22 protein-coding genes are annotated in these 25,092 nt (G+C 65.4%); 18 read left to right on the plus strand and 4 right to left on the minus strand.

Going from position 1 to position 25,092, the window contains the following annotated elements:
* The first annotated feature begins 9 nt into the window (after positions 1 to 9).
* From NET02_RS00975 to NET02_RS01045, 15 genes are all read left to right on the plus strand, one after another.
* A complete protein-coding gene (locus tag NET02_RS00975) occupies positions 10 to 1,035 on the plus strand; it encodes a LacI family DNA-binding transcriptional regulator (RefSeq protein WP_284055498.1) in 1,026 nt (341 codons plus the stop codon).
* A 316-nt stretch (positions 1,036 to 1,351) separates the two neighbouring features.
* Positions 1,352 to 2,563 (plus strand): ABC transporter substrate-binding protein, encoded by a 1,212-nt coding sequence (locus NET02_RS00980; protein WP_284055499.1) that lies wholly within the window; start codon positions 1,352 to 1,354, stop codon positions 2,561 to 2,563.
* Between the two features lie 117 nt (positions 2,564 to 2,680).
* Positions 2,681 to 3,628, plus strand: coding sequence for a carbohydrate ABC transporter permease (locus tag NET02_RS00985; protein ID WP_284055500.1), 948 nt, complete (start codon positions 2,681 to 2,683; stop codon positions 3,626 to 3,628).
* Positions 3,625 to 4,515: a carbohydrate ABC transporter permease gene (locus NET02_RS00990; protein WP_284055501.1), complete on the plus strand. Its 891-nt coding sequence runs from the start codon at positions 3,625 to 3,627 to the stop codon at positions 4,513 to 4,515. Before NET02_RS00985 ends, NET02_RS00990 begins: the two co-directional genes overlap by 4 nt.
* Before the next feature lie 92 nt (positions 4,516 to 4,607).
* A complete protein-coding gene (locus tag NET02_RS00995; RefSeq protein WP_284055502.1) occupies positions 4,608 to 5,378 on the plus strand; it encodes a creatininase family protein in 771 nt (256 codons plus the stop codon).
* A gap of 188 nt (positions 5,379 to 5,566) precedes the next feature.
* Positions 5,567 to 6,808, plus strand: coding sequence for an NAD(P)/FAD-dependent oxidoreductase (locus NET02_RS01000; RefSeq protein ID WP_284055503.1), 1,242 nt, complete (start codon positions 5,567 to 5,569; stop codon positions 6,806 to 6,808).
* Between the two features lie 372 nt (positions 6,809 to 7,180).
* Positions 7,181 to 7,471, plus strand: coding sequence for a hypothetical protein (locus tag NET02_RS01005; RefSeq protein WP_284055504.1), 291 nt, complete (start codon positions 7,181 to 7,183; stop codon positions 7,469 to 7,471).
* A 77-nt stretch (positions 7,472 to 7,548) separates the two neighbouring features.
* A complete protein-coding gene (locus tag NET02_RS01010) occupies positions 7,549 to 8,085 on the plus strand; it encodes a cytochrome c3 family protein (RefSeq protein ID WP_284055505.1) in 537 nt (178 codons plus the stop codon).
* A 29-nt stretch (positions 8,086 to 8,114) separates the two neighbouring features.
* Positions 8,115 to 10,355, plus strand: a complete 2,241-nt coding sequence (locus tag NET02_RS01015) for a molybdopterin-containing oxidoreductase family protein (protein ID WP_284055506.1) — start codon at positions 8,115 to 8,117, stop codon at positions 10,353 to 10,355.
* Positions 10,356 to 10,415: 60 nt separating this feature from the next.
* On the plus strand, positions 10,416 to 11,141 hold the full coding sequence (locus NET02_RS01020; protein ID WP_284055507.1) for a 4Fe-4S dicluster domain-containing protein: 726 nt from the start codon (positions 10,416 to 10,418) through the stop codon (positions 11,139 to 11,141).
* Positions 11,142 to 11,179: 38 nt separating this feature from the next.
* Complete coding sequence (gene nrfD, locus NET02_RS01025; RefSeq protein WP_284055508.1) at positions 11,180 to 12,568, plus strand: NrfD/PsrC family molybdoenzyme membrane anchor subunit; 1,389 nt, start codon at positions 11,180 to 11,182, stop codon at positions 12,566 to 12,568.
* Between the two features lie 39 nt (positions 12,569 to 12,607).
* Complete coding sequence (gene nrfD / locus NET02_RS01030) at positions 12,608 to 13,981, plus strand: NrfD/PsrC family molybdoenzyme membrane anchor subunit (RefSeq protein WP_284055509.1); 1,374 nt, start codon at positions 12,608 to 12,610, stop codon at positions 13,979 to 13,981.
* A gap of 35 nt (positions 13,982 to 14,016) precedes the next feature.
* Positions 14,017 to 14,559, plus strand: a complete 543-nt coding sequence (locus NET02_RS01035) for a DUF3341 domain-containing protein (RefSeq protein WP_284055510.1) — start codon at positions 14,017 to 14,019, stop codon at positions 14,557 to 14,559.
* 28 nt (positions 14,560 to 14,587) lie between these two features.
* Positions 14,588 to 15,181: a c-type cytochrome gene (locus NET02_RS01040; protein WP_284055511.1), complete on the plus strand. Its 594-nt coding sequence runs from the start codon at positions 14,588 to 14,590 to the stop codon at positions 15,179 to 15,181.
* A gap of 188 nt (positions 15,182 to 15,369) precedes the next feature.
* Entirely contained in the window at positions 15,370 to 16,929 is a 1,560-nt protein-coding gene (locus tag NET02_RS01045) for a phytoene desaturase family protein (protein WP_284055512.1), read from the plus strand.
* A gap of 99 nt (positions 16,930 to 17,028) precedes the next feature.
* Here the strand turns inward: NET02_RS01045 and NET02_RS01050 are convergent, their stop codons facing one another.
* The 3 genes from NET02_RS01050 to greA all read right to left on the minus strand — a co-directional run bounded on the left by NET02_RS01050 (position 17,029) and on the right by greA (position 19,156).
* Positions 17,029 to 17,991, minus strand: a complete 963-nt coding sequence (locus NET02_RS01050; protein WP_284055513.1) for a TIGR03560 family F420-dependent LLM class oxidoreductase — start codon at positions 17,989 to 17,991, stop codon at positions 17,029 to 17,031.
* An 89-nt stretch (positions 17,992 to 18,080) separates the two neighbouring features.
* Positions 18,081 to 18,587 carry an aminoacyl-tRNA deacylase gene (locus NET02_RS01055; protein ID WP_284055514.1) on the minus strand — a complete coding sequence of 169 codons (507 nt, stop codon included), beginning with the start codon at positions 18,585 to 18,587 and terminating at the stop codon, positions 18,081 to 18,083.
* Positions 18,588 to 18,682: 95 nt separating this feature from the next.
* Entirely contained in the window at positions 18,683 to 19,156 is a 474-nt protein-coding gene (gene greA / locus NET02_RS01060) for a transcription elongation factor GreA (RefSeq protein WP_284055515.1), read from the minus strand.
* A 211-nt stretch (positions 19,157 to 19,367) separates the two neighbouring features.
* Here greA and NET02_RS01065 point away from each other — a divergent pair, with 211 nt between their 5' ends.
* Positions 19,368 to 20,783 (plus strand): M28 family peptidase, encoded by a 1,416-nt coding sequence (locus tag NET02_RS01065; RefSeq protein WP_284055516.1) that lies wholly within the window; start codon positions 19,368 to 19,370, stop codon positions 20,781 to 20,783.
* 76 nt (positions 20,784 to 20,859) lie between these two features.
* Here the strand turns inward: NET02_RS01065 and lon are convergent, their stop codons facing one another.
* Complete coding sequence (gene lon / locus NET02_RS01070; RefSeq protein ID WP_284055517.1) at positions 20,860 to 23,304, minus strand: endopeptidase La; 2,445 nt, start codon at positions 23,302 to 23,304, stop codon at positions 20,860 to 20,862.
* A 526-nt stretch (positions 23,305 to 23,830) separates the two neighbouring features.
* Here lon and NET02_RS01075 point away from each other — a divergent pair.
* Positions 23,831 to 23,959, plus strand: a complete 129-nt coding sequence (locus NET02_RS01075) for a hypothetical protein (RefSeq protein WP_284055518.1) — start codon at positions 23,831 to 23,833, stop codon at positions 23,957 to 23,959.
* 67 nt (positions 23,960 to 24,026) lie between these two features.
* On the plus strand, positions 24,027 to 25,085 hold the full coding sequence (locus tag NET02_RS01080) for a hypothetical protein (protein ID WP_284055519.1): 1,059 nt from the start codon (positions 24,027 to 24,029) through the stop codon (positions 25,083 to 25,085).
* Positions 25,086 to 25,092: the final 7 nt, after the last annotated feature.

Genomic DNA, 25,092 nt, shown 5'->3' on the forward strand with positions numbered 1-25,092 from the left:
ACAGAGAACGTGCGCGAGCGAGCGAATCGAACGACGATCCGGCGAGTTGCCCGCGAGGCGGGAGTCTCGGTCACGACGGTCTCGAACTACCTCAACGGCCGGCACTCGCAGATGAGCGCCGCCACCCGCGAGCGCGTCCGCGAGGCCATCGAGCGGCTGGGCTATCACCCCAACCACGTCGCGCGCAGCCTGGCCACTCGGCGTACCGCGACCATCGGGCTGATCATCAGCGAGCTGACCAATGCGCTGTATCCTCCGGTGATCCTGGGGGCGGAAGCGGCCTGTCGCCAGGCGCAGTACAGCTTGCTCCTCGCCAACGCCCCGGACGCCGGTTCGGAGCGCCGAGCTGTCGAGCTGATGCGGCGCAAGCAGGTCGATGGCTTGATCCTCTTCTCCGTCTCGTTCATCGACATTGCCAACGACCACCTGCTGCGTGCCCATGAGGAGGGGGTGCCGATCGTCGTGATCAACCGCACCATGCCGGAGGGGGCCCCCATTCCCAGGGTCGTGCTCGACAACTTCCGCGGGGCTTACCTGGCAACCCGGCACCTCGTCGAGCTCGGTCACCGGCGCATCGCGCATATCGCCGGGCCATCCAACCGCTTTACCGGACTGGATCGCCGAGCCGGCTACCTGGCTGCGCTGGCCGAAGCAGGGCTGGAGAGCGACCCGAGGCTGGTGGTCGAAGGCGACTACAGCTTCGAGAGTGGCTATCAGGGCATGCGCACACTGCTCGACCACCGGCCGAGCGCCGTCTTCGTCGGCGGCGACGCGATGGCACTCGGCGCCCTGCGTGCGATCCGCGATTCCGGCCTGCGCGTTCCTGACGATCTCTCGCTGGTGGCGTTCGGGAACCCGGATTTCGTCCACTACGCCACGCCGGCGCTCACCACGGTCGATCTCCCGATCGTCGAAGCTGGGCAGATTGCGGTCGAGCTACTGCTGGAACGGATCGCAGTGCCGGAGACGCCGGAGGAGACGCGAGTGCTCCAGCCCGGCCTGCTTGTGCGCGAATCGGCGATCCCCCTCGCGTGAGGAGGCGCAGGCGGAAGGAGGACGATATCGAAAGATGGCTCGAGCATGAGCTACCAGCAACGGTGATGACCGAGGGCCAGGGTTGATGGAGGAGGAGTCGACCCTGAGCATTCGCCATCGATCATCGAGCCTGTCCGCACGACTGAGCCGGCGTGATCTGCTGCGCCGCGCAGCGCTGCTCGGTGCCGGGACTGGTCTCGTGCCCCTGCTAGCCGCATGTGCTCGAGAGGAGGCCGCCGCCCCTGGTGCACCCACCACGCCGCAGGCAGCTCCTTCCCCGGCGGCAGGGCAGACACCGGCTGCAGGCGCGAAGGCAGTGACGCTGGACTTCGTCGTTTGGAGCTACAGCGTCGAGACGATTCAGGACAACATCAAACGCTTCCAGGAAAAGTATCCTGGCATCACCGTGAATCTCAGCGACTTTTCGTGGAACGCCTACCATGAGACGATGGTTAACCGGTTCCAATCGAAGACACCGACCGATGTCGCCTACAACGGCGAGGATTGGCTGCCGGAATTCGCCGCGGCCGGCTGGGTCGTGCCGCTGGAGGACTACTTCGACTGGGTCAAGGGTTACGAGGACAAGACTTTCCCCTTTGCCTGGCAGAGCATGATCTACCAGGGCAAGGTATACGGCCTGCCGTACTACGCCGACACGATCACCTTCCTGTACAACGAGAAGGTGCTCCAAGACGCAGGCATCAACGCCCCTCCCGAGACCTGGGAGGAGGTCACCGAGCAGGCCAAGTTCCTCCAGCAGCGGGGAATGGAGTTCCCATTCATTGCCGAGATCGCTCAAGACCTGCCGAACACCACCTCGGCGTTCGCGAGCATGGTCTTCGGCCGGGGCGGCGACCTCTTCGATGAAGAGGGCAACCTCCTGTTGAGCGACCCCAACAGCCCGGCGGCGCAGCAGTTCCGCTGGATCGTGGACGCGCGGAACCAGGACAAGATTCTGACGTATGTGCCACACGAGACCGATGTGATCAAGGCTATGAACACTGGCCAGCATGCCTTCACGGTGCTGTTTAACTATAATCTGGCCGAGCTCAACAACAAGGCGCGCTCGCCGCTGGCCGGGCAGTTCAAGCTCGGGCTGATGCCGGGCGAAACCCACGAGTGCTACGGCTTCGCCAAGTTCTACAACATGACCCAGATGGCCGTAGACCGCGGGCCGGACGTGATCGACGCCTGCGGCAAGTTCATCCAGTACTTCGGTGGCGAGGTCGACGGCGAATACCACGTGGCCAAGCGCTGGGCAGTCGAGAAGGGGCTCGGCTTCGGCCAGAAGCCGCTGATGGACGACCCGGACGTGCAGCAGACCTTCTCCCAGTGGATCGATGTCGATCTCTGGAAGCAGCAGCTCGAGAAGGCGAAGGCGCTCCGCCAGTTCGTCTGGTACGGCATCTGGAGCGAGTTCTTCCGCCGCGAGTATGTCCGCGCGATCGCTGGCGAGACGAGCGTGGAGGACGCGCTGGAGTCAGTCACCCGGCAGTGGGATCAGCTCAAGCAGCAATATGGCGGTTGACGGTCGCTGGGAAGAGTCTGGTACCTGAAGCCCGGTGAGGGAGGATGGCACGGAGCGACAGGGGGTACCCGGACCCAGGCCAGTCGCTCCCCACCGGGCCGAAGCGCGGGAGGCTACATGGGCGATACGACCGCGCCGCGTGGCGAGGCGCAGGCGCTGGCAGTCGAGCAACGATGGTCATACCGGTGGCGAGTCGCGCGTTCAGGCGCCTTGATGACGTTGCCGGCGCTGCTGGTGATCGCTCTCTTCACCATCTATCCATTCTGGTACGCGCTCAACGAGAGCCTGCACCTCTCCTCGCCGATTCTGGGGCGCCGGTTCGTCGGCCTGGATAACTTCCGCAACGTGATAACCAGCCCGTACTTCCTCGACGCGGCGCGCACGACGCTGATCTTCGCTGCCATTGCCGTGCCCGTGCTGGTGGTGCTTGGGGTGCTGGTCGCTCTGCTTCTCAACGAGCGATTTCCCGGGAACACGCTTTTGCGCGCCGGGATGCTCCTGCCCTGGGCTATCCCGGCCAGCGTCGTCGGGGTCATCTGGAAGTGGGTTTTTCTCGATAGCTGGGGCGCGCTGAATGCTGGCCTCTACTCCCTGGGCTTGATCGATAACTATATCTCCTGGCTGACCACGCCCTGGCTGGCGCGCTTCGCTGTGATCGTCGCCTTCACCTGGTCACAGCTCCCGCTCGTCGCCATCTTGCTCCTGGCGGCGTTGCAGGCGATTCCTGACGAGCTGTACGAGGCCGCGGCGATCGATGGGGCAAGTGCCGTGTCCCGCTTCTGGGCCGTCACGCTCCCGGGCATCCGGCCGATGCTCGTGATCGTGACACTGTACGAGATCCTGATGGCGCTGAATGTCTTCGATATCACCTACGCGATGACTGGAGGCGGCCCCGGTACGGCGACGAGCCTGCTGACCTACTACATCTGGGCTGAGACCTTCAAGATGCTGAACTTCGGTAACGGTGCCGCCCTGGCGGTCGTGATCGCTCTTCTCGCGCTGGCGTTCATCGCCGCGATCGTCCGGGCCCTGCCGAAGGAGGCGCTGTTGGGAGAGCATGCATGAGACGACGCTCGCCTGCTCAACGCGCGCTGATCGCTGCTGGTGCGGTGCTGCTAGCGCTATTCTGGTTCGGCCCCTTCGTGCTGGTGGGGATCGGCAGCGTCATTCCGGAGGGAAACCTGCTCTCGTTCCCGCCGCGCTGGTTTGCGAACCCACCGTTCCTCGGGAACTACCGGTATATCTTTACCGGTGAGATTCCGCAGACCTATCTGGAGCGTGGCGCGCTTAGGAGCATGATCTCGCAGGAGGTCCGGCTCGTCCCCCGAGCGATGCTCAATAGCGTGCTGATCGCGACGGCGGTGATGTTCTCGAGCCTCACGCTGGGGAGTCTGGCAGCCTACGCATACGCCCGGCTGCGCTTTCCTGGCCGGGCGGCCACCTTTAATTTCATCCTGGTCAGTCGCCTGATCCCCACAGTGGCGCTGGCTATCCCGTACTACGCGATCGTTCTCCGCTTGGGGCTGCTCAACACCCACTGGGCGTTGATTGCGATCTACACCGTCTTGACGTTGCCGTTCAGCATCCTTGTTCTAACGCTCTACTTCCGAACTATCCCTGCCGAGATCGATGAGGCCGCGCAGGTCGAGGGTGCATCGTCGCTGCAGGTGCTTCGCCACATCACCTTGCCGCTGTCGTTGCCCAGCCTGGTGGGTACCGGACTCTTCACGTTCATGCTGGCCTACAGCGAGTTCCTCTTCGGCCTTCTGATCAGCACTAGCGCTAGTACCCGTACTCTGCCGGTCACACTCGGAACGCTCTCGACCAATCCGGACGTCGCCTGGGGGCTGATGATGGCCAGTATCGTGGTCGGTAGCGTGCCGACGCTGATACTGGTGATTCCGGTATGGCGCTTCATGGTGCGTGGCCTCATGAGTGGCGCGGTGCACTGAGGGGCCCGGGTTTACGACGCGGGCATCCGGTGCGGTACCATGATCGGCTGCGGAGGCCGATCGATTCCTGAGTCGCGGAGCGGGAGAGAGGGATGGAGCAAACTGGGGAGGTTGAGCTCGGTCGCATGACCTCGCCGGAGGCCGCGACTGCTCTGGCCAGGGCGGAGGTGGCAATTATTCCCGTCGGAGCGACCGAGCAGCACGGGCCGAACCTGACACTCGAGACCGACACCACCATCGCGCATCGCCTGTCGGTGCTACTGGCGCGTAGACTGTACCCGTGCGCCGTCGTCGTGCCCCCCGTTCCCTTCGGTGTCAGTCATCACCATCTCGGCTTCGCCGGCACGCTCACGGTGGCGCCGGAGACGTTTATCGCGATCGTTCTGGATCTCGTCCGCAGCTTGCGGCATCACGGCATCCGGCGCTTCTTCATCATCGATGGTCATGCTGGCAACCAGGGGGTGCTCGAGGTGCTGATGACTAAGCTGCGCTTCGAGCTGGGGGTACAGGCGGCGTACCTCTTCTACTTCACCCTGGCGAGCGACGTGATCGAGCGAGGAGTGTGCAGCCAGCGCTGGGGACATGCCTGCGAAGTGGAAACGTCGGTCGCGCTGGCGCTCGAGCCGGGCCTGGTGCGGCAGCAGACGCTGGCCGCTGGCGAACTCCACCCGCCGAGCATGCCGTTCGTCGACCCGTGGAGGGCGCCTCGTCTGGGCGTGCCGCAGGCGTTCGAGGAGATCACAGGTAATGGGGCGCTTGGCGATGCGCGGCAGGCCAGCCCCGAATTCGGCCAGGCGATCGTCGATCGTGTCATCGAGCGGGCACAGACCTTCCTCGAGGCGTTTTTACGCCAGCCGGTTTGAACTCGCGCGTTGAGCCTGTGGGGGCTCGACCAGCATCCCGTGCTCGATCGTTCCGCGCCCCTTCCCGATCGAGCGGCTAACGGCCGGGCTCGCGATCATCGTGACGAGCCTCAGCCTATTCTCATCTGCGCTATCCTTGGGCTAAGCGTCTAGGTGATGCCCGGCTCGGGCGGCGCGGGAGGAGCTCGATGGCCCCGGTGGAGTACGATGCGATCGTCGTCGGAGCACGGATCGCCGGGAGCGCGACGGCCCTCCACCTTGCCCGGCACGGCTACACCGTGCTCCTGCTCGACCGCGATCGTTTCCCGAGCCCCACGCTCTCCACACACCTCTTCTTCACCGATACCCTCGGCGCCTTCCGCGAGCTGGGCGTACTCGAGCGGGTGCTGGCCGTCGACGCCCCTCGCCTGCGCTGGCTGCGCTTCCCGTACGTGGCGGCGCCGTTCCCTGAGCACGACGGGCTTGATTTCGCGCTCTGCATCCGCCGGGAGGTGCTGGACACGATTCTGCTGGAACAGGCCGCGGCCCAGCCCGGGATCACGGTTCAGGCCGGCACCCAGGTTACCGGGCTCATCTGGGATGACGACCGCGTCGTTGGTGTTCGCTACCGGGCTCGGAGGGGCCGGACCGAGGGCGAGGTTCGCGCTCGGATCGTGATCGGGGCCGATGGTCGCGGCTCATTCGTGGCGCGCGCCGCTGGAGCCGTCGAATACGACGCGGTCCCGCCGCTGTTCGCCTGGTACTACGCCTACATGATCGACGTTCCGCTCGACGATCCGCCGAGCGCTGCCGCCTTTCGTGGGCCGTTCCCGGAAGTCGGCGCTGAGTACTCGGCGGCCTTCATATTCCCGGCCGACGGTGGGTTGACGCTGGTCGGCTTCGGGGTCGAACATGCCGCTTTTGGCCGGTTTCGCCGGAATGTGCGTCAGAGCTTCTTCGCCGGCCTGCGGTCGCTGCCGGCCGTCTGGGAGCGGGTGGGGCAGGCCCGGCTGGTGAGCCGGGTCCTAGGCACGGGTCATCTCCCCAACTTCTTCCGCGCTGCCTGGGGGCCGGGCTGGGCACTGGTCGGTGATGCCGGGTGCCACAAGGATCCGCACACCGTGCAAGGTATGGGCGATGCGGTGCGCAGCGCCCGCTTACTGGCTACCGCGCTCGACCGGTGGTGGCGGGGGCAGGCGAGCGAGGAGGAGTCCCTTTCCTGGTACCAGCACGAACGGGATGCTGATCTCCGGCCGATGTACGACTTCACCACCTTTCGCTTGCAAGCACAGGTGGGCGACGAGATCTGGGAGCGCTTCAACCAGCTCACCTGGGAAGACGAGGGGCTGGCGTGCAGGCGCGTGGCCGCGATGACGCACGCGGTCCATCCCGCGGATGTCTACACGCCGGAAGCGGTGCTCCGGGCGGTGCATGCCCATTCGGCGGCCTGACCGCAAGCTGAGCCCGGAGCTGACAGCTCCGCCACTGATGGGTCAGGGTAGCGCCAGAGCGGCCGGCGACCGGCCCCTGGGCCAGACGGTGGCGGACGTACCCGTGTCTGGAGCCGTGATCGAGGAACAGGCGTTGACGCCCGTAGCGGCTGGCTCTCGCCAACGATATGGGAATCACTCCGATGGGGGACTTGACAACGGGGCTGCTCCGCAGCATGCTACTGGAGGTTGTGAAGACGCTCACAACGTGCGTCTTGACAACCGACCTCTGGCGGCGCATGCTACCGGCGAAATCGATTGACCCGCCGCCTGTTGGCTGCACGGCCTCCGGCCGTCGCGCGCGGACAGGGATGCGATCGTAGAGGGGGAGCGATGACGCCCGAGAATGTGACCAGTGAGCAGTGGCAGCAAATCAGCACGGCTCTGGTCTGGTTCTGGGCCTTCCTCGGTTGCGTCGTGGGCTTCGCTGCCAACTTCCTCGTCGGCTATGCCATCATCCCTTCTCTCGTCTCAACTCGCGATCTTCCAGCTCGCGCCATGACGGTGCGTCCAGTCCTCTTCGCCCTCGCTGTCGTGTTCCTTCTGGCGGCGATCTTCAGCTTCATCAACCTCGTTGGTGGGATCCAGGTGCTCTACGAGATCTGGCCACAGAAGTGGATCTGAGCCGGCACGGGAACGGTACTGTCCTGGTGCCGGCTACTGGGCGGTCGTGAAGCATTAAGAGAACGGAGCCGAGAGGAATGCAGCGCTACTTCCGGTTGGTGCTGTTCGCCGCCGTGATGCTGGTGGTGCTGGCCATCCCGGTTGCTGCCGTGCTGGCGCGCTCATACTTCCTCGCCCCTACGGCCCAGCCGGTCAAAGCCCAGCCTATTCAATTCCCGCATCAGGTTCACGTGCAGGGGATGGGGCTGGACTGCACCTTCTGTCACCGGGGGGCTACGACTTCGGCACAGGCGACGATCCCGGCTCTCGAATTCTGCATGAACTGCCATAAGATCGTTCCCTGGGAGGGACGGCCTGACCTGGAGCGGCTGGTGGAGGCGTTCCAGAGCGGCCAGACGATCCAGTGGAACAAGGTGCACCAGCTCCCGGATCACGTCCACTTCGTCCACGCAGTTCACCTCAACTTCGGCTTCCAGTGCGCCGATTGCCACGGTGACGTCGGCTCGATGGGGAAGCCAGGCGTGAAGCAAGTTCGTGATCTGCGCATGGGTGACTGTCTAACCTGTCACCAGCAGAACGGCGCGCGAACCGATTGCTCCGTGTGCCACTACTGATCGGCGGCACGGCACGAGTGGAGATGAGGATGCGGCGACGAGAGTTCCTCAAGCTGGCAGCGACCTCAGCGACCGGAGCGGTGCTCTTCACCGGCTGCGGGTCGATCGGCGATGCGAACCCCGAGCACGAGTTCAAGATCGAAAGCCCGGTTCGCAACCCGAACGACCTGCTATACGGGCGTGACAACTGGTATGCCACGGCCACTCCGCTCTCGATCGGGGGTTACGGGATCATCGTCCGGGTCTTCGAGGGGCGAGCAAAGAAGGTCGAGGGGAATCCAGACTTCCCCGTCAACCTCGGGCGTAGCTGCGCGAAGGCACAGGCGCTGGTCCAGGAGGTCTACCACCCGGATCGAATCGGCGGGCCGCTTCGCCTCGCCGGCCAGCGCGGCTCTGGCCAGTTCCAGGTCATCGAGTGGGAAGAGGCGCTGGGCCAGGTCGCTGACCTGATCCGGCAGGCTCCTGACTCGACGCTCCTCATCACCGAACCGCTCAACGGCGCACTCGGTGCCATCGTCGAGCAATTCGTCCAGACGACGGGCATCCAGCACGCTAGCCTGGAGCCCGACGAGCGGGTGGTGCTGCGGGAGGCGATGCGACGGGTCTTCGGGGTGGATACCTTGCCCACGCTGGACCTCGCCAACGCTCGCTTCCTGGTCAGCTTCAGCGCCGATTTTCTGCACACCTGGATCTCGCCGGTGCAGTTCGCGCGGGCCTATGGAGCCTTCCGGCAGGGCCGGCCCGACGTGCGCGGTACGTACTATCATGTCGGCCCCCGGCTCTCCGGCACGGCCGCCAATGCCGACCGCTGGTTCCCGGTTCGACCGGGTGCCGAGGGGCTGGTCGCGCTGAGCATGGCCCAGGTCATGCTCGAGGAAGGGCTCGTCGAGGGGGACGGAGCTGAGCCGTTCTTCCAGGCAATCGGTCTGACGCCGGAGCAACTGGGGGCGGATTTCGCTCCCGATCGGGTCGCCGATGCTGCTGGGCTCACCGCTGAGCAGATCCGAGAACTGGCGCACGCCTTCGCCGAGCAGCGACCGAGCGTCGCGATCGCCGGGACTAGCGCTGCGGCGACCACCAACGGGCTGTTCAACCTCGCGGCCGTATTCGGCCTCAACTACCTGGTGGGCAGCGTCAATAGCGAGGGGGGCCTGATCCTGAACCCTGCGTCACCGCTTCCAGACGAGCTCCCGGCGAACCGTGGCGGTGATCCATATAGCCAGTGGGTCAACATCGCCCAGCAGATCGCGGGCGGCCAGATCCGGACGGTGCTCGTCCACCGGGCGAACCCAGTGTACAGCTTGCCGCCGGCCAGCGGCATCCAGGACGCGCTGCGCGGTGCCGGGTCGGTCGTCAGCTTCTCAAGCTTCCTGGACGAGACTACGATGCTGGCAGACCTGGTTTTGCCCGATCACACCGCGCTTGAACAGTGGGGCCTGGTAGTTCCGGAACCCGGGCCCGGCTTCGAGATCGTCGCGATCCAGCAGCCGGTGGTGAACCCGTTCGTCAACACTCGCGCGTTCGGCGATGTGTTGATTCAAATCGCTTCCCAGCTCGGGCAGGCGCTTCCCTGGCCGAGCCAGGAGGCGGCGGTGCGCGCGCTGGCCGATGGGCTGCGTGGCCTGGGGCGCGGCAACGTCGAGGCCGAGCAGCCCAGCGAGTACTTCGTCACCATGCAGACGCAAGGCGGATGGTGGGACGAAGAGGCGAGGGCCGAGGAGGCGAGCCCTCAAGCGCCGACTGCCCCGGCGAATCCGGAATTCGCTGGCGATCCCGGCCAGTTCCCGTTCTACCTCCTCCCGTTCCCGTCCGATTCGCTCGGATACGGGGAGTTTTCGCACCTGCCCTGGCTCCAGGCGCTGCCGGAGCCGGTCTCGACCAACGTCTGGGGAACCTGGATCGAGTTGAACCCGCGGACGGCCCAGGACATCGGCGTGGAGACCGGCGACGTGGTGCGCGTGGTGACGCCGCAGGGCAGCGCCGAGTTGCCAGTCTACGTAAACCCGGCGGCGATGCCCGATGTCCTCTCGGTGCCGATGGGCCAGGGGCACAAGGCTTATGGACGCTATGCCGAGGGACGCGGGGTGAACCCGCTGGAGCTGGTCGCGCCGCAGGCAGAGCGGGAGACGGGGGCCCTTGCCTGGGCGGCGACTCGCTGCCGGCTGGAGCTGACTGGTCGTCGGATGCGCATCGCTCGCTTCGAAGGGCAGTTCCCGGCGTTCCAGCTCGAGGAGTTCCCGATCATTCAGGTCACGCGGCCGCGAACGTGAGCGCTGGCGCGTCGCTTCACCGGCTGGCAACGATGCTGGCAGAGAGAGGAAGATGAGGGAATGCCACGCTGGGGAATGGTGATCGATCTCGACCGGTGCACCGGTTGCGGCGCCTGCGTTGTCGCCTGTCAGGCCGAGAACAACGTCCCGATCAATACCGAGGACGTCTATCACCAGCGCCGCGCGATCGAGTGGATCCGGCTCGAGCGCTACTGGGAGGGCGAGTACCCCAACATCAAGGCGCGCTATATCCCGGTGCCCTGCATGCATTGCCAGAACGCGCCCTGCGAGCCCGTCTGCCCGGTCTACGCGACCTACCACACCAGCGAAGGCATCAACATGCAGGTCTACAACCGGTGCATCGGTACGCGCTACTGCGCGATCAACTGCCACTGGCACGTCCGGTTCTTCAATTTCTGGGAGCCGAAGTGGCCTGACTCGCTGAAGAACCAGCTCAATCCGAACGTCACGGTTCGTAGCCGCGGTGTGATGGAGAAGTGCACCTTCTGCATCCAGCGCGTGGTGAAGGCCGAACACCAGGCAAAGCTCGAGGGCCGCGACCTCGAAGCCGATGAGTTCACGACGGCCTGCGCGCAGGCCTGCCCGGCCGAGGCGATCGTCTTCGGGGATCTCGACAACCCGAACAGCCGGGTCGCTCAGCTCGTCAACAGCGCCGTCAACGAGCGCGGCTACCGGCTACTCGAAGACCTCGGTACCGAGCCATCCGTCTACTATCTCAAGAAGATCGACCCCGAGGCGGCTGCCGAGGAGCACAGCGGTCACTAGGAACGATCCGGAGGCGATGAGGAAGGCGAGCGGGGCGAATGGCCAGGCACACGACGGTAGTGACTCACGGACATGAGCTGCAGCGCACCTGGGAGCTTGCGCCTCGGGACGTGCTCGACGCCGGGCTTCGGTGGGTGCGCTCTCTGGGGACGGGGCGCCGGCTGGTCGCGTTGATCGCGCTGGCACTCGGCGTCGTGGGCGCGATCGCGCTCGTGGTCGGGCCGCTCTTGTCGGGTTACGCGAACCGGCAAGTGTGGGCTTACACCGCCGTCGCGTTCGTGTACCTCATGTCCACTGCGGCGGCTGCTCCTTGCCTCTCGACCGCGCTGCGAGTGGCCCGAAGCCACTGGCGCCGGCCGGTTAACCGCGTGGCCGAGATCTGGGCGGTGACATTGATCATCCCCTTGATCCTCTACCTGCTCCTGCTCGGCACGCTACCGGGAACCGAGAACCGCCTCTCGATCTGGTTCGGCTGGCCGCTCTCACCGTGGTTGTGGGGCGCGATCCTGATGGTGAGCCTGACCGGTGCTGGCTACTTCTTCCTCTGGCTCAGCAGCCTGCCTGACCTGGCCATCGTGCGCGATCAGACCGACTCGGCTCGGCGCGGGCTGATCGCCCGGCTGGCAGGGCCCTGGCGCGGCTCGCACCGGCAGTGGCGCATGATCGAGAAGGTCGTGAACAACGCCGGAGTCCTCTACGTCCTGATCTACGTGCCGACGATGACCGTGTTCGCCACCGACTTCATCATCAGTATGATCCCCGGCTACTTCACGGCGGTCTTTCCCGCCTACTTCACCATAAGCTCGTTCGAGGCCGGGATCGCGCTGACGATCGTTACGATGGCAGTGCTCCGCCGCTGGGGTGGACAGCAGGACTATCTCGGCCTGGAGCAGTTCTGGGCGCTGGGCAAGATGCTCCTGGCCTTCGCGCTCCTCTGGTTCTACTTCTGGTGGTCGGAGTTCATCATCTTCTGGTACGGGCGGTTGCCGCGAGAGATCAATGTGCTCAAGTACATCATGGCCGAGACGTACCTCTGGCCGTTCGTGCTGGCGTTCCTGCTCAACTTCGCCCTGCCGCTGTTGATCCTGATGTGGAACCCGATTCGCCGCAGTATCGCCGGGCCGACGGTCGTGGCCTGCATCGTGCTAGTCGGCAACCTGATCGACCGGATCCGCTTGATATCGGCCGGCTACTCGGTGCCGGATATCACCCAGCACGAGCTCCACGAGATCCCGGCGGCCTATATCCCCAACCTCCTCGACATCCTGATCCTGGCCGGCGCGATCGGCGGCGCGGTGGCGCTGGTGCTGTTCACGTTCCGGGTGTTGCCTTTCCCCTCGATCTGGGAGGTCACCGGTGGACTCTGGCTGCGTGCCCACCGCCCGTTCAAGCACGCGCGGGTGATCGTGGTCGGTAAGCCGGAGTAAGGCGGACGGTAGACGAGCGAGCGCTGGCTGGAGGACGACATGCAGGAACGCCACCAACTAGGGGAAGAGGCGATCACGAGGGAGCTCTTCCGGCCCCTGGTGTCGACCCCGGCGATGATGTGGGTCGGCTTCATCGGCCTGGGAGCAGTCCTGGCGATCTTCGTGTTCGCCGTGAGCTGGATGTTCTATTGGGGGCTGGGCGTCACCGGGCTCCATCGCCCCAACATGTGGGGCTTCATGATCGTCAACTTCGTGTTTTGGATCGGTATCAGCCACGCTGGCGTGATGATCTCGGCGATCCTGCGCCTCACCCAGGCCGAGTGGCGACGACCCGTCACGCGTGCCGCCGAGGTGATGACGATCTTCAGCCTGATGACCGCTATGCTCCACCCGGTCATCCACACCGGGCGGCCGTGGCGCACGCTCTACTGGGTCTTCCCGTACGATTTCTGGCGCAACCTGTGGCCTGATATCCGTGGCCCGCTGGTCTGGGACCCCAGCGCCATCCTGACCTACCTCACCGGCTCGACGCTCTTCCTCTACACGACGATCATCCCCGATATGGCTCTGGCGCGCGACCGAACGACCGGCTGGCGTCACGTGCTGTACTCCATCCTGGCGCTGGGCTGGCGCGGCAACGAGCGCCAGTGGAAGATGCAGACGATTGCCGGCTTCCTGCTCTCTGGCCTCATCCTGCCGGTGTTCGTCTCGGTGCACAGCATCGTCTCCTGGGACTTCGCTGTCTCGCTGGTTCCCACCTGGCACGCGACGGTGTTCGCGCCGTACTTCGTTATCGGGGCGATCCACTCCGGCGTCTCCGCCGTGGTGACCTTAATGGCGCTGATGCGCTGGCTCTTCCGCTTCGAGAACTACATCCGCCTGGAGCACTTCGATTCCATTGGCCGGCTCCTGATCGCTGTCGGCACCGGCTGGCTCTGGTTCTTCCTGCTCGATATCTTCTTCGCCATCTATCCGCAGGAGGCGCGCGAGCTGGAGATCATGCAGTTCCGCCTGTTCGACTGGCCCTTCAATGTGATGACGGCGCTGATCTTCATCTTCGGTTACTTCATTCCGGTGCCGATCTGGGTCTTCCAGCGTTTCCGCCGCAACGTGAAGATCATGTTCTGGACTTCGATTGCCGTGAACGTCGGCATGTGGGCTGAGCGCTACTGGCTCATCAAGCCTGGCCTGATGCGCAAGTACGAGTGGACGTTCGACTGGGCCTGGTACCGGCCGAGCATCGTCGAGATCAGCATCGTGATGGGTTCGTTCGCACTGGTCGGCTTCCTGCTGCTCGTGTTTTCCAAGATCTTCCCGCCTATTTCGGTTTGGGAAGAGAAGGAGGGCGTGCACTTCGCCCAGCAGCTTCAGGTTGGGAAGCGGCGGGTCAACGCCATCGTCCGAGAGTTCTAATGGTGGGTGGAAGCGAGGCGAAAGGCGGCTGAGGGATGGCGATCCGAGAAGTCCTGGGCATCTACAAGGACCTCGACTCCGCGGTAGCCGCTGCGGACGCGCTGCGCGAGGCCGGGTTCGACCGCGCGGAGTTCGAGGTGCTCTCCAACGCTCCGTATCCGGAGGGGACATTCGGGGAGGAGTCGGGAATCCACCGGTTGTTCGTCTTCCCGTTGATCGGCGCGTGCTGTGGCTTCGCGGCGGGGTTGCTGATCACCGGGGGAACCCAGCTCAGCTTCCCACTGCTTACCGGCGGCAAGCCGCTGCTCTCGATCCCGCCGATGATCATCATCATGTACGAGGGCACGATGCTCGGCGCGCTCATCTTCACCGTGCTCGGAGTACTCTTCGAGTCGCGGCTGCCGTGGATCGGCAAGGCGCTCTACGATACCCGGATCACGGCTGGCTATATCGGGATTCTGGTGCGCACCGCCCCGGAGCGCGAGTCGCTGGCGATCAGCGCGCTGCGCAAGGCGAACCCGGAAGACGTGTTGACCGAGGGCGGGAGCGTTGGTGGCACCGCGCCAGCAGCGCAGTGAGGGACGCCGGATGCGAGGGAGCATGGCGATGATGACGCGGGCGCGAGCGGGCAGTGCACGCGGCCGACGCATCGGACTGGTGCTGGTCAGCCTCAGCGTGCTCGTGTTCGCCGCGGCGTGTAGCTCGACGAACACGTATCCGATCGACTTCTTCAGCGAGATGCACTACCAGAAGTCATTTCGCGCTCAAGAGCCACCGCGGCTCGACTCTCCGCCCGGCGCGGTACCGATCACCGGCGGTGAGCCTGCCTATACCCTTGAGGAAGCCAGGGATCTAGAGAACCCGCTAGCAGATGACCCGCAGGCGCGCGAGCGCGGGGCTCAACTCTATGCGTTGAACTGCGCGGTCTGCCATGGCGCTGAAGGCCGCGGTGACGGTCGAATGGCGGCTATCTGGCGGGCCCGGCAAGGGGCCGTCCCGCCGGCAGACCTGACGTCCTCGGCCGTGGCGAACCGCACGGACGGCGAGCTGTACTGGATCCTCACGAACGGGTATACCTCGCCGGAGAACCAGGTGCAGTTCCCGGACGGCCTCTCAAATATGCCTGCGTTCGGCAAGCTGTTGACACCGGAAGAGCGCTGGGCTCTGGTCTCCTATATTCGCCAGCTCCAGGGGCGTTAGGGCTCCGCTCTGGCTGCTGACACTTCGGATCAGTCAACCTCGGCCAAGGAAAGGGGCGGCGACCGGCCGGTCGCCGCCCGCTCGTTCGCTTGGGCTGTATGCACCAGCGCGCGGCGCTTGCTCTCTGGAGAAGCCTCGGCGATGATGCTAGACAACAAGCTAGATCGCTAGAAGGGGGCTGACGCGCGATGGAGCGATACGACGCGATCGTGATCGGCTCGGGCCACAATGGCCTGATCGCTGCTGGATACCTGGCCAAAGCAGGCAAGCGCGTGCTCGTGCTGGAGCGCCGCCCGGTCATCGGGGGCGCGACCGTGACCGAGGAGCACTTTCCGGGCTACCGGCTTTCCACCTGTTCCTATGTCTGTAGCCTCCTCCTCCCCGAAGTCGTCCATGACCTCGAGATGACGAAGTACGGGTACGATGTACGTCCATTCGACCCGCAGTACTTCGTCCCCTTCCCCGATGGTCGTTACCTGATGACCTTTCTCGACGAGCGCAAGACCAAGGAGCAGCTCGCCAAGTTCTCGAAGCGGGACGCCGAGCGCTGGGACGACTACTGGGCGATGTGGAACCGGATCATCGCCCGTGTCCGCCCGCTCCTACTCCAACCGGCGCCATCGATGGAGGAGCTCGCGCGCCGCTTCGAGGGACTCGTCGGGCTTGAAGACCTGCGTACCTTGCTGATGAAGAGCATCGCCGAGGTGCTCGATCTGTTCTTCGAGAGCGAAGAGATCAAGGCGCCACTGTGCACTGGCGGCGTCATCGGCGTCAATCTGGGGCCGAAGTCACCTGGATCGGCCTACGTCAAGTTCCACCATCTGCTCGGGAACCTGAATGGGCACCAGGGAGCCTGGGGCTTCGTGCGCGGCGGGATGGGCAGTATCGCTCAGGCGCTGGCCGGCTTCTGTCGCGACCACGGCGTCGAGATCCTCACGGACTCCGAAGTCGCCGAGGTCGAGGTCGAGAACGGCATCGCGCGCGGCGTGCGGCTCGTCGACGGTCGCCGATACGCGGCTCACGCCGTGCTCTCCAATGCCGACCCGCAGCGCACCTACCTGCGCATGGTCGACCGCCGGCATCTCCCTGCCGAGTTCGTTCAGGCCGTGGAGCGCATCAGGTGCAAAGGATCGGTGGTCAAGGTCTTGCTCGGCCTCGGGGAACTGCCGAACTTCACCTGTCTGCCAGGCACTGAGGTCGGGCCGCAGCATACGGGCGGCATCGTGATCAACCCCTCGATCGATTACCTGGAACGGGCCTGGGAGGACTGCAAGCACGGTCGGCCGTCGGCCCGTCCCTTCATGGACTGCTACATCCAGACCGCGACCGAGGAGGGGCTGGCGCCTCCGGGCAAGCACACGCTCTCGCTCTATGTGCAGTACGCGCCCTACGATCTCGCCGAAGGCACCTGGGAGGTGCGCAAGGACGAGATCGGCCGGAACATCATCGATACATTCGCCGAATACGCGCCGAATATCTGGAACGCGATCGAGCACATGACCGTGCTCGGCCCACGCGACATCGAGGAGGTCATCGGGATCACCGGGGGGAACATCTTCCACGGGGAGATCACGCCAGATCAGATGTTTGCCTTCCGGCCCGTGCCTGGTTGGTCGGGCTACGAGTCCCCCGTCCAGGGGCTCTATCTGTGCGGTTCGGGGGCCTGGCCCGGTGGCGCGGTGTTCGGAGCGCCGGGACGAAACTGCGCGCTCCAGGTGCTCGCCGACCTAGAGCATCGAGCTCGCTGAGCGTGCCCGATCGCGAGGGCACGCCGCTCCGCAGCCCGAGGAGCTGGCTCCGGGCGACGCCCGCCTGTGACTGTCCTTGCGACCGGTGGCCGGCGGGAGTCAATCGGCGAAGGCCGGCATGATCTGAGTCGCGATCAGACCGAGGCTCTCGAGGTCATCGAGGTCGAAGGTCTGGAGCATGAGCCGGCTCACGCCGAGCGCGGCGCGTGCGCGTACCTGCTCGATGATTTCGGGCGGTGTCCCGACGAGCCAGCCACGCTCCCGCAGGCGAGCGATCGCCTCGTCAGGGGACAGGCCGTGCAGCGAGACGAGGATCTGCTGCAGCCGGTGTGCCCGCTCGCGGAGCTCTCGCTCGTCTCGTCCGATCAGATGGCCCACCATCCAGGAGCGCGAGATCTCACCCGGGTCACGACCGACGGCTGCGCAGTGCCGCTCCAGCGCTGCCACCTTAGCGGCGTAGCCGTCCGGATGCAGGCTTACCGCGTTCCAATCGCTCGCGTGCTCGGCGGCGATGCGGAGCAGGCGCTTCTCACCACCGCCACCGATGACCAGCGGCACGCCCTCTGGACGAAGCGGGGTCGGGTGCATCTCGGCCTCTTCCAGCCGGTAGAACCGGCCGCTGAAGCTCACCGGTTCTCCAGTCCAGAGCAGCTTGATGACCGCGATCGCCTCTTCCAGCCGATCCATTCGCTCTCTCACCGGTGGAAGGGAAAAGCCGAACGCCCGGTGCTCGCGCTCGTTCCATCCGGCACCGAGCCCCAGCCGGTACCGGCCCTCGGAGAGGCGGTCCAGAGCCACGGCATTCTGTGCCAGCTCCACGGGATGCCGGAACGTGAGCGGTGAGACGAGCTGCCCGAAGATCAAGCGCGTGCTGCGCAGCGCGACAGCGGTCAGGGAAGGCCAGAGCGCCAATGTCTCTCGCTCGGCAACTCCCATCACCGAGGTGAGGTGATCCGAGCGCCAGAGCGACTCGAAACCGAGCGTCTCACAGAGGTCGATCAACTGCAGCCAGCGCTCCCAGGTAAGATCCTCCTGAGCCTCGATCATGATCCCGAATCGCATGACAACCTCCCACACAGTGACACACGGCCCGAGTGTGAGCGAAGGATACGCATGATGTCGAGGCCGCGAGCGAGTTCGGACCTCCGGGGTCAGCCTCGCGCGTGCCCGCCAGGGTCGTTCACCGCCTCACTCGCGATGTCAGCGACGGTGGCGCCGGTCAGCCGCAGGATCTCCGGCGGGCTGATCCGGAGCATCACATCGCTCGCCCCGCCACCCCCGTAGACGACCGGCTCTTCGAGTACCGCGCGGTCGACGACGACCTTGAGCGGCGTCAGGTGCCCTATCGGAGGGGTCGCGCCCGGAGGATACCCGGTGAGATCGAGGACGAGCTGTGGCGGAGCCAGTTGGGGCTGTCGCAGCCCTGTGGCCTCGGTCAGCTTTCGTCGATCGACCCGAGTTTCGCCCCGCGCGATGACCAGGACAGCCGTGCCGTCCTTGCCCTGGAAAAGGAGTGATTTGATGATCTGGCGGGGGTGAACCCCGAGAGCGGCTGCTGCCTCAGCCACCGTAGCGGTCGACTTTCCCGGGTACAGGATCTCGGCGTCGACTCCATGCTGCCGCAGGTACGCTGCCAGCCGATCCGGCCCGCTCGCCATGACGCCCTCCCCCATAACCCGTAACGATAAGACGATAGGGGCATATTGCTGTATGCCCCTATAGGTCGAGCATCGACCCTGTTGGCTGCGCCCGGTTAGGCGATGCGCAGGATGCGTGCTTTCATGGTCGCCGCTGGTGTCTCGATGGTGACCTCATCGCCGACGCGGCGACCCAACAACGCGCTGCCGACTGGCGACTCGTTGGAGATCCGCCCAGCCGATGGCTTCGCTTCGACCGCGCCGACGATCGTATACGTCTCCTCCTCGCCGTCGAGTTCGATCGTCACTGTGGAGCCGATACGGACGACCGAGTGATCGGCGTCCGGGCCAGCCTGCTCGATCAGCTCGACGCGCTTCAGGATCTCCTCGATCTCCCGGATTCGACCCTCGATGAATCCCTGGTCATGCTTGGCCGCATCGTAGGCGGCGTTCTCCCGGATATCGCCGTGCTCGCGGGCTTCCTGGATGATCCGCGCGATCTCGGGCCGGCGCCGGTTCACCAGGTCCTCGTACTCGCGGCGAAGGGCTTCGAGACCCTCCTGCGTTATCGGGATCCGTTCGCGTGCCATAGGTTCGTTACTATCCCTCCCGGTGGGCTGGTCCAGAAATTCGGGACCGACGATAGCCGTCATCCAAAGCGACCATAGATGGTACAGAGAACGCGACCGCTTTGCCAAGGTCAGGCGGTGCACTCCGCAGAGAATTCGGAGGGGCGAGCAGCGGGGGCGAAGGATGCTAGAATGCCGCAGGCGACGGCCGGAGGATGAGCAGGAGGGGTCGATGAGCACGGATCGCTTGCGAGAGCTCGACAAGATGATTCTCGGCGAGATCTGGACCTCGAGCGAGCCCTGGCGCAATCTGGTGTATCTCTGCGACGACCTCGGGCACCGCTTCGCCGGCACGGACCGGGAGCACCAGGCGGCCGAATACCTGCGTGGCCGGATGATCGAGTACGGGCTGGCCAACGTCCGCCTGGAAGAGTTCCCGATGGCGAGCTGGGAGCGAGGCCCCTGCCAGGTAACGCTCATCTCGCCGCTCGAACGAGCGCTCCCGGCGATCGCCATGCCCTACTGTCCATCGGCAGCGCTCGAGGCCGAGGTCATCGACGTCGGTGAGGGGGAGTTACCCGATTTCGAGCGGCTGGCCGGCCAGATTCCGGGCAAGGTCGTGCTGACGGACGCCGAGACGAACCGGCCCGGCGAGCGTAAAAGTCACCGTACCGACAAGTTCAACTGGGCGATCGAGCGTGGTGCGGTCGCCTGCCTGTTCATCAACCAGAATCCTGGCCAGCTCCACATTACCGGGAGCTTGAGCGGGCGCAATCCAGGGGGTGCCACTGCGGCCGACCGCGAGGCGGCCATCCCTGGCATCGGGCTGAGCTATGAGACGGGATTTACTCTCCGGCGCTTGGCGGAGCGCGGCCCGGTTCGGGTTCGGATCGAAACCCGAAACCGCACATTCGACTCGGTCTCCTACAACGTCGTCGGCGAGATTCCCGGCACAGAGCGACCAGACGAGATCGTCCTGGTCGGGGGGCACTACGACGGCCATGATATCTCGCAGGGCGCCGGCGACGACGGCGCAGGCACGGTGGTCGGACTCGAAGTTGGCCGCGTGCTGGCCCGCTTGAAGGGATCGTTGCGCCGGACGGTGCGGGTCATCTGCTTCGGTGCGGAGGAGCTGGGCCTGCTCGGGGCCTGGCACCATGCAGCTCTCCATGCCCGGGCGGATAGCCGAGAGCGGTTCCGCTTCGTGCTCAACCTCGACGGGGCTGGTCGAGGGGCTGGAGGCCAGGAGCAGTTGACGCTCTCCGGCTTGCCCGAGCTGGTTCCCTACTTCACCGGACTGGCTCGCTCGCTGCCCTACGAGTTCGCTGTGCGCGACGAGCTCCACTCTCACTCCGATCACTTCCCGTTCGCGGTTCGCGGGATCCCCAACGCGACGCTCAATAGCCGCGACTCGACGGCGGGGATGGTCGGGCGTGGTTGGGGACACACCGAGGCGGACACGCTGGACAAGGTGTCGCTGCGCGGCCTGCAGATGGCCGCAGCGCTAGCGGCGCGGCTGGTACTGCGTTTGAGCGAGGACGAGGAGTTCCCTGGTCGCCAGCGTAGCCTAGATGAAGTCCGCCAGCAACTCGCCGATGCCGGGATCCTGGATCGGGTGCAGCAGGCTGGTCGTTTCCCGCCCGCCTGAGCGGGCTGGGCGCATCCTTTGGCGAACGTGTGCAGTGGCCTAGCAGGCGACGCCGGCTGCTCCCCGGCGTCGCCTGTTACGTACCCGCGACTGCCTCGCCGGCCGATTCTGGGCTCCCGTGGGCGGCAGCGGCGGCGTCGGTGATCGCGCCGTCCGCGCCTACCACCGCGAGCCCGTCGCTCGGCTGTGCCGGGAGCAGCGCGATGCCGAGGACCTCGTCCATATTGGACACCCAGTGGAACTGGAGTTCGCTGGCCACCGGTTCCGGCAGCCGGGAGAGCTCACGCCGGTTGTCAGCGGGCGCGATCAGGTGGCGGATCCCGGCACGGTGAGCCGCCAGGGCCTTTTCCTTGAGGCCGCCGACCGCGAGCACGCGGCCCCGCAGCGTGACCTCACCGGTCATCGCCACGTCGGCCCGCACCGGCCGGTCGGTCAACGCCGAGATCAGGGCAATCGCCATCGTGATGCCGGCCGATGGCCCCTCCTTCGGCTGCGCCCCCTCGGGCAGGTGGATGTGCAGGTCGCAGCGCTCGGCGAAGTCCGGCTGCAAGCCGAGCTTGGCAGCCCGCGAGCGGATGTAGCTGAGAGCGGCGCGGGCCGACTCCTGCATGATCTCGCCGGCCTGCCCGGTGATGGTGAGGTTGCCGCGGCCCGGCATAGCCGCGACCTCCACTGCGATCACCGTGCCACCGACCTGGGTCGCAGCCAAGCCCAGCGCCACGCCGACCTGAGGTTCTCGGTGGGGTTCTGTTCGGTCGTAGCGTTGTGGGCCGAGGTACTGAGCCAACCGCCGCCGGGTCAACCGTACCCGCTGATCCTTCCCCTGAACGATGTCGCGCGCGACCTTGCGGCAGATCGCGCCGATCTGCCGCTCCAGCTCGCGTACGCCGGCCTCGTGCGTGTAGCCGCGGATGAGCGCTCGCCAGGTGGCATCCGGAATCTCGAGCGTGCCCGGCTCGAGCCCGTGCGCCTCGAGCTGGCGAGGCAGCAGATGCCGCTTGCCGATCTCCAGCTTCTCCTGCTCGGTATACCCGCCGATCTCGATGACCTCGAGCCGGTCGCGCAGAGCGCGGGGTACGGTCGATAGCGTGTTCGCGGTGGTGATAAAGAGCACGCGGGAGAGGTCGAAAGGCATATCGAGGTAATGGTCGGTAAACTGGCGGTTCTGCTCGGGGTCGAGTACCTCGAGCAGCGCCGCCGCAGGATCGCCGCGATAGTCGGCCGACAGTTTGTCGATCTCGTCGAGCAGGATGACCGGGTTGAGCGTGCCGGCCCGGCGCAGCGCACCGATGATCCGCCCGGGATAGGCGCCGATGTACGTGCGGCGATGGCCCCGGATCTCGGCCTCGTCCCGCACGCCGCCGAGACTGACCCGAGCGAAGGAGCGCCCCATTGCCGTGGCGATCGAGCGGCCGAGGCTGGTCTTGCCGACTCCCGGTGGTCCGACGAAGCAGAGGATAGTCGGGTGAGAGCTGTTTCGGCCGGCGGTGAGCTTGCGCACGGCGAGGAACTCGATGATGCGCTCCTTGACCTGCTCCAGCCCGTAGTGGTCGCGCTCCAGGATTTCCTGCGCGTGGGCCAGGTCGAGGTTGTCTTCGGTCTCCTGGTTCCAAGGGAGGGCGAGGACGGTTTCGATATAGGTGCGGAGGAGAGCCCCTTCGGCTGAGACGGCGGGCATGCGCTCGAGACGATCGACCTCGCGGAGCAAGCGCTCAGTCACCTCTTCCGGCAGCGCGAGCTCCCGGATGCGGGCGCGCAGGGCCTCGGTCTCACTACCAGCCTCGCCCGCCAGCTCGTTATGGATGACTTTAAGCTGCTCGCGGAGGTAGAACTCGCGCTGGCTGCGATCGATCTGCTCACGGACACGATCGCGGATGCGTTGCTCCAGTTGGGCCAGGTCGATCTCCGTCGTCAGGGCGATCGCGAGCTGTTCCAAGCGGCTGAGGACGTCAGGATTTTCGAGGAAGCTTTGCCTTCGGGCCGCTTCACGGATCACCTGCGTGGCCAGGAGGTCGGCGAAGTGGGCTGGGTCATCGGTCTGGCGCAGCAATGCCAGCACGTCATCACCGAGACCGCCGCGTAGCTCCTGGCACCGGTTGACGAGCTCGCGCAGGTGGCGGATCAGGATCGCTGCCTCGGCGGCGGCTGGCAGGACTTCGTTGAACGGCTCGACGCGGGCGGTGAGGTATGGGCGCTGGCTGTCGACGGTCACGATGCAGACCCGCTGGAGCCCTTCGAGCCGTACCTGATAGCCGCCGGTGGGTTGTGGTTCCAGTGAGGAGATCCTCACCAGCGTTCCCACCTGGTGCAGGTCATCAGCTTGCGGGTCTTCGATCTCGGGATCCCGATGGGTCACGACGACGAGGCAGTGATCATGAGCCATCGCTGCCTCGACGGTCTGGATCGACCGCGGCTTGCCGACCAGCAGGGTCACGATACTGTGCGGGAAGATCACGACGCTCTTGAGCGGGAGCAGAGGGTAACGGGTTGCGTACAGATCATAGCGGCTGCTCGCTGGCATCCTCGAACGAACCCCTTCCAGAGCTGACGCTCGTCCCCCTGGCAGGCTAACGGATGGGGGCCGCTGCCTGCCGAGCTGCTCAGCGGGGTGGCGTCGCCGATTGTGCCACCCGGGTCGGGGCCGGGCAAGAGTACTTCCGGCTATCGGGGTCCATCGATGTACCCGCGCCTGGTTGGCATGCCGGTCCTTTCCAGCGCTGAAACACTAGCCTCGTGGCGCCGAAATCCGTCGCAGCGGGCGCACTGCCGGTGTATCCGGCACTCTCTGCTTGTGGACAGCAGTGCCGGGTCGCCGCGTCGGGCGGTGAGACGGTGCTATCGACCCGCAATATTTCCACCTGTTGACGCCGGCTCACCCATCCGTTACCGTGCTGACACTGTTCCCAGCCCTCTGAAACACCAGGAAGGCTTCGCCATCGTGCTCGACGGCGGCGACCCTGGTCCGAAGATCGTCCTCACTTGGGGATGGCGACTCGAGCGCGGACCGAAGGCATGCTTGCGCTTGTGGCTGATTTGGGGGAGATTCGATGATGAAGCGGAAGCGCTGGCTGCCCTTCGTCGTGGTCCTGCTGTTGGTTCCCCTCGGGGCCATCTTTACCGGGCGGTGCGGTACAGCCGGGGAGCGACGCATTCTGGCGCGTGTGGGCCAGGACTGACAAGCCCGTCTCAGATCTCCAGGTCAGCCGAACCTGGATGTGGGGGCCGAGCGCGTTCAGCGCCGCGATGCAGGAATCCTATGCCGAGGGGTCGAATGGGCTCCGGATCGTGCAGTACTTCGACAAGTCGCGCATGGAGATCACCGATCCAGCGGCCGATCCGGAATCGATCTGGTACGTAACCAACGGCTTGCTGGTCGTTGAGATGGTTACCGGGAAGCTCAAACTCGGCAACACCGCTTTTGAGCAGCGAGCGCCGGCAGAGCTTAACGTGGCGGGCGATACCGACGATCCCGGTGCGCCGACCTATGCCACGTTCGGCCGGCTTGTTCGCCTCCCGCCGTTGCCGGATGGTGTCCTGATCGTCCAGCACCTGCAGCACGACGGGACCATCACCGAGCGTCCGGAGCTGGGGGCCTTCGGCGTCGTCACTGCGTACTACGTCCCTGAAACCGGGCACCAGGTCGCCTCACCCTTCTGGGACTTCATGACGAGTGGAGGACTAGTCTACGAAGATGGACTGTCGCGGCTCGCGCCGCTTTTCCAGGATCCCTTCTACGCCACCGGCTTTCCGATCAGTGAGGCGTACTGGGCAACGGTCAACGTCGGTGGAGTTCGGCGCACTGTGCTGATCCAGTGCTTCGAGCGACGCTGCCTCACGTATACGCCCGACAACCCTGAGGGGTGGAAGGTTGAGGCGGGGAACGTCGGCCAGCACTACTTCCGCTGGCGGTACGCCATGGATATCCCGGTTGAGCCTCCGCTCATCCAGAACGTCCACGAACCGCTGGGGCCGACGCCGTACATGCTGGTGGCGTCCGAACTGGGCGGGCAGGCTGCCTTCGCGTCCGGCAACCAGAGCCCGTACGCGCTGGAGGTGACGATCGAAGGGCCGGTTCACCAGGTGCTGACGCTCGGCGGCTGCCAGGACTGTCCAATCTACCCGCCCGGTTCAGGGCGCGTGACTTGCCGCGAAGATCTCCGGTGGCACGGGTTGATCCTCCCACCAGGAAACTACCTGATCTGGGTCCGATGGCTGGAGGGAGAGGTGCCGCCGCTGGGCGGCTACTGGACGCTGGTTGCGAACGCCGACTACGGGGGGAACTGTTTCTACATCGTGCAGTAGGAGAGGC

Origin of the sequence: Thermalbibacter longus (assembly GCF_023806485.1) — a bacterium.
In the GTDB taxonomy this organism is placed as follows: Bacteria; Chloroflexota; Chloroflexia; order Thermomicrobiales; family Thermomicrobiaceae; genus Thermalbibacter; species Thermalbibacter longus.

Bases quoted from the DNA above. Each gene is read 5' to 3' on its own strand.
- NET02_RS00995 (WP_284055502.1), top strand. From the start codon at position 4,608: ATGGAGCAAACTGGGGAGGTTGAGCTCGGTCGCATGACCTCGCCGGAG.
- NET02_RS01050 (WP_284055513.1), bottom strand. From the start codon at position 17,991: ATGCGATTCGGGATCATGATCGAGGCTCAGGAGGATCTTACCTGGGAG.
- NET02_RS01010 (WP_284055505.1), top strand. From the start codon at position 7,549: ATGCAGCGCTACTTCCGGTTGGTGCTGTTCGCCGCCGTGATGCTGGTG.
- NET02_RS01045 (WP_284055512.1), top strand. From the start codon at position 15,370: ATGGAGCGATACGACGCGATCGTGATCGGCTCGGGCCACAATGGCCTG.
- NET02_RS01040 (WP_284055511.1), top strand. From the start codon at position 14,588: ATGATGACGCGGGCGCGAGCGGGCAGTGCACGCGGCCGACGCATCGGA.
- NET02_RS01000 (WP_284055503.1), top strand. From the start codon at position 5,567: ATGGCCCCGGTGGAGTACGATGCGATCGTCGTCGGAGCACGGATCGCC.
- NET02_RS01015 (WP_284055506.1), top strand. From the start codon at position 8,115: ATGCGGCGACGAGAGTTCCTCAAGCTGGCAGCGACCTCAGCGACCGGA.
- greA (WP_284055515.1), bottom strand. From the start codon at position 19,156: ATGGCACGCGAACGGATCCCGATAACGCAGGAGGGTCTCGAAGCCCTT.
- nrfD (WP_284055508.1), top strand. From the start codon at position 11,180: ATGGCCAGGCACACGACGGTAGTGACTCACGGACATGAGCTGCAGCGC.
- NET02_RS01080 (WP_284055519.1), top strand. From the start codon at position 24,027: ATGCAGGAATCCTATGCCGAGGGGTCGAATGGGCTCCGGATCGTGCAG.
- NET02_RS01035 (WP_284055510.1), top strand. From the start codon at position 14,017: ATGGCGATCCGAGAAGTCCTGGGCATCTACAAGGACCTCGACTCCGCG.
- NET02_RS01020 (WP_284055507.1), top strand. From the start codon at position 10,416: ATGCCACGCTGGGGAATGGTGATCGATCTCGACCGGTGCACCGGTTGC.
- NET02_RS01075 (WP_284055518.1), top strand. From the start codon at position 23,831: ATGATGAAGCGGAAGCGCTGGCTGCCCTTCGTCGTGGTCCTGCTGTTG.
- NET02_RS01065 (WP_284055516.1), top strand. From the start codon at position 19,368: ATGAGCACGGATCGCTTGCGAGAGCTCGACAAGATGATTCTCGGCGAG.
- nrfD (WP_284055509.1), top strand. From the start codon at position 12,608: ATGCAGGAACGCCACCAACTAGGGGAAGAGGCGATCACGAGGGAGCTC.
- NET02_RS01005 (WP_284055504.1), top strand. From the start codon at position 7,181: ATGACGCCCGAGAATGTGACCAGTGAGCAGTGGCAGCAAATCAGCACG.
- NET02_RS00985 (WP_284055500.1), top strand. From the start codon at position 2,681: ATGGGCGATACGACCGCGCCGCGTGGCGAGGCGCAGGCGCTGGCAGTC.
- NET02_RS01055 (WP_284055514.1), bottom strand. From the start codon at position 18,587: ATGGCGAGCGGGCCGGATCGGCTGGCAGCGTACCTGCGGCAGCATGGA.
- lon (WP_284055517.1), bottom strand. From the start codon at position 23,304: ATGCCAGCGAGCAGCCGCTATGATCTGTACGCAACCCGTTACCCTCTG.
- NET02_RS00990 (WP_284055501.1), top strand. From the start codon at position 3,625: ATGAGACGACGCTCGCCTGCTCAACGCGCGCTGATCGCTGCTGGTGCG.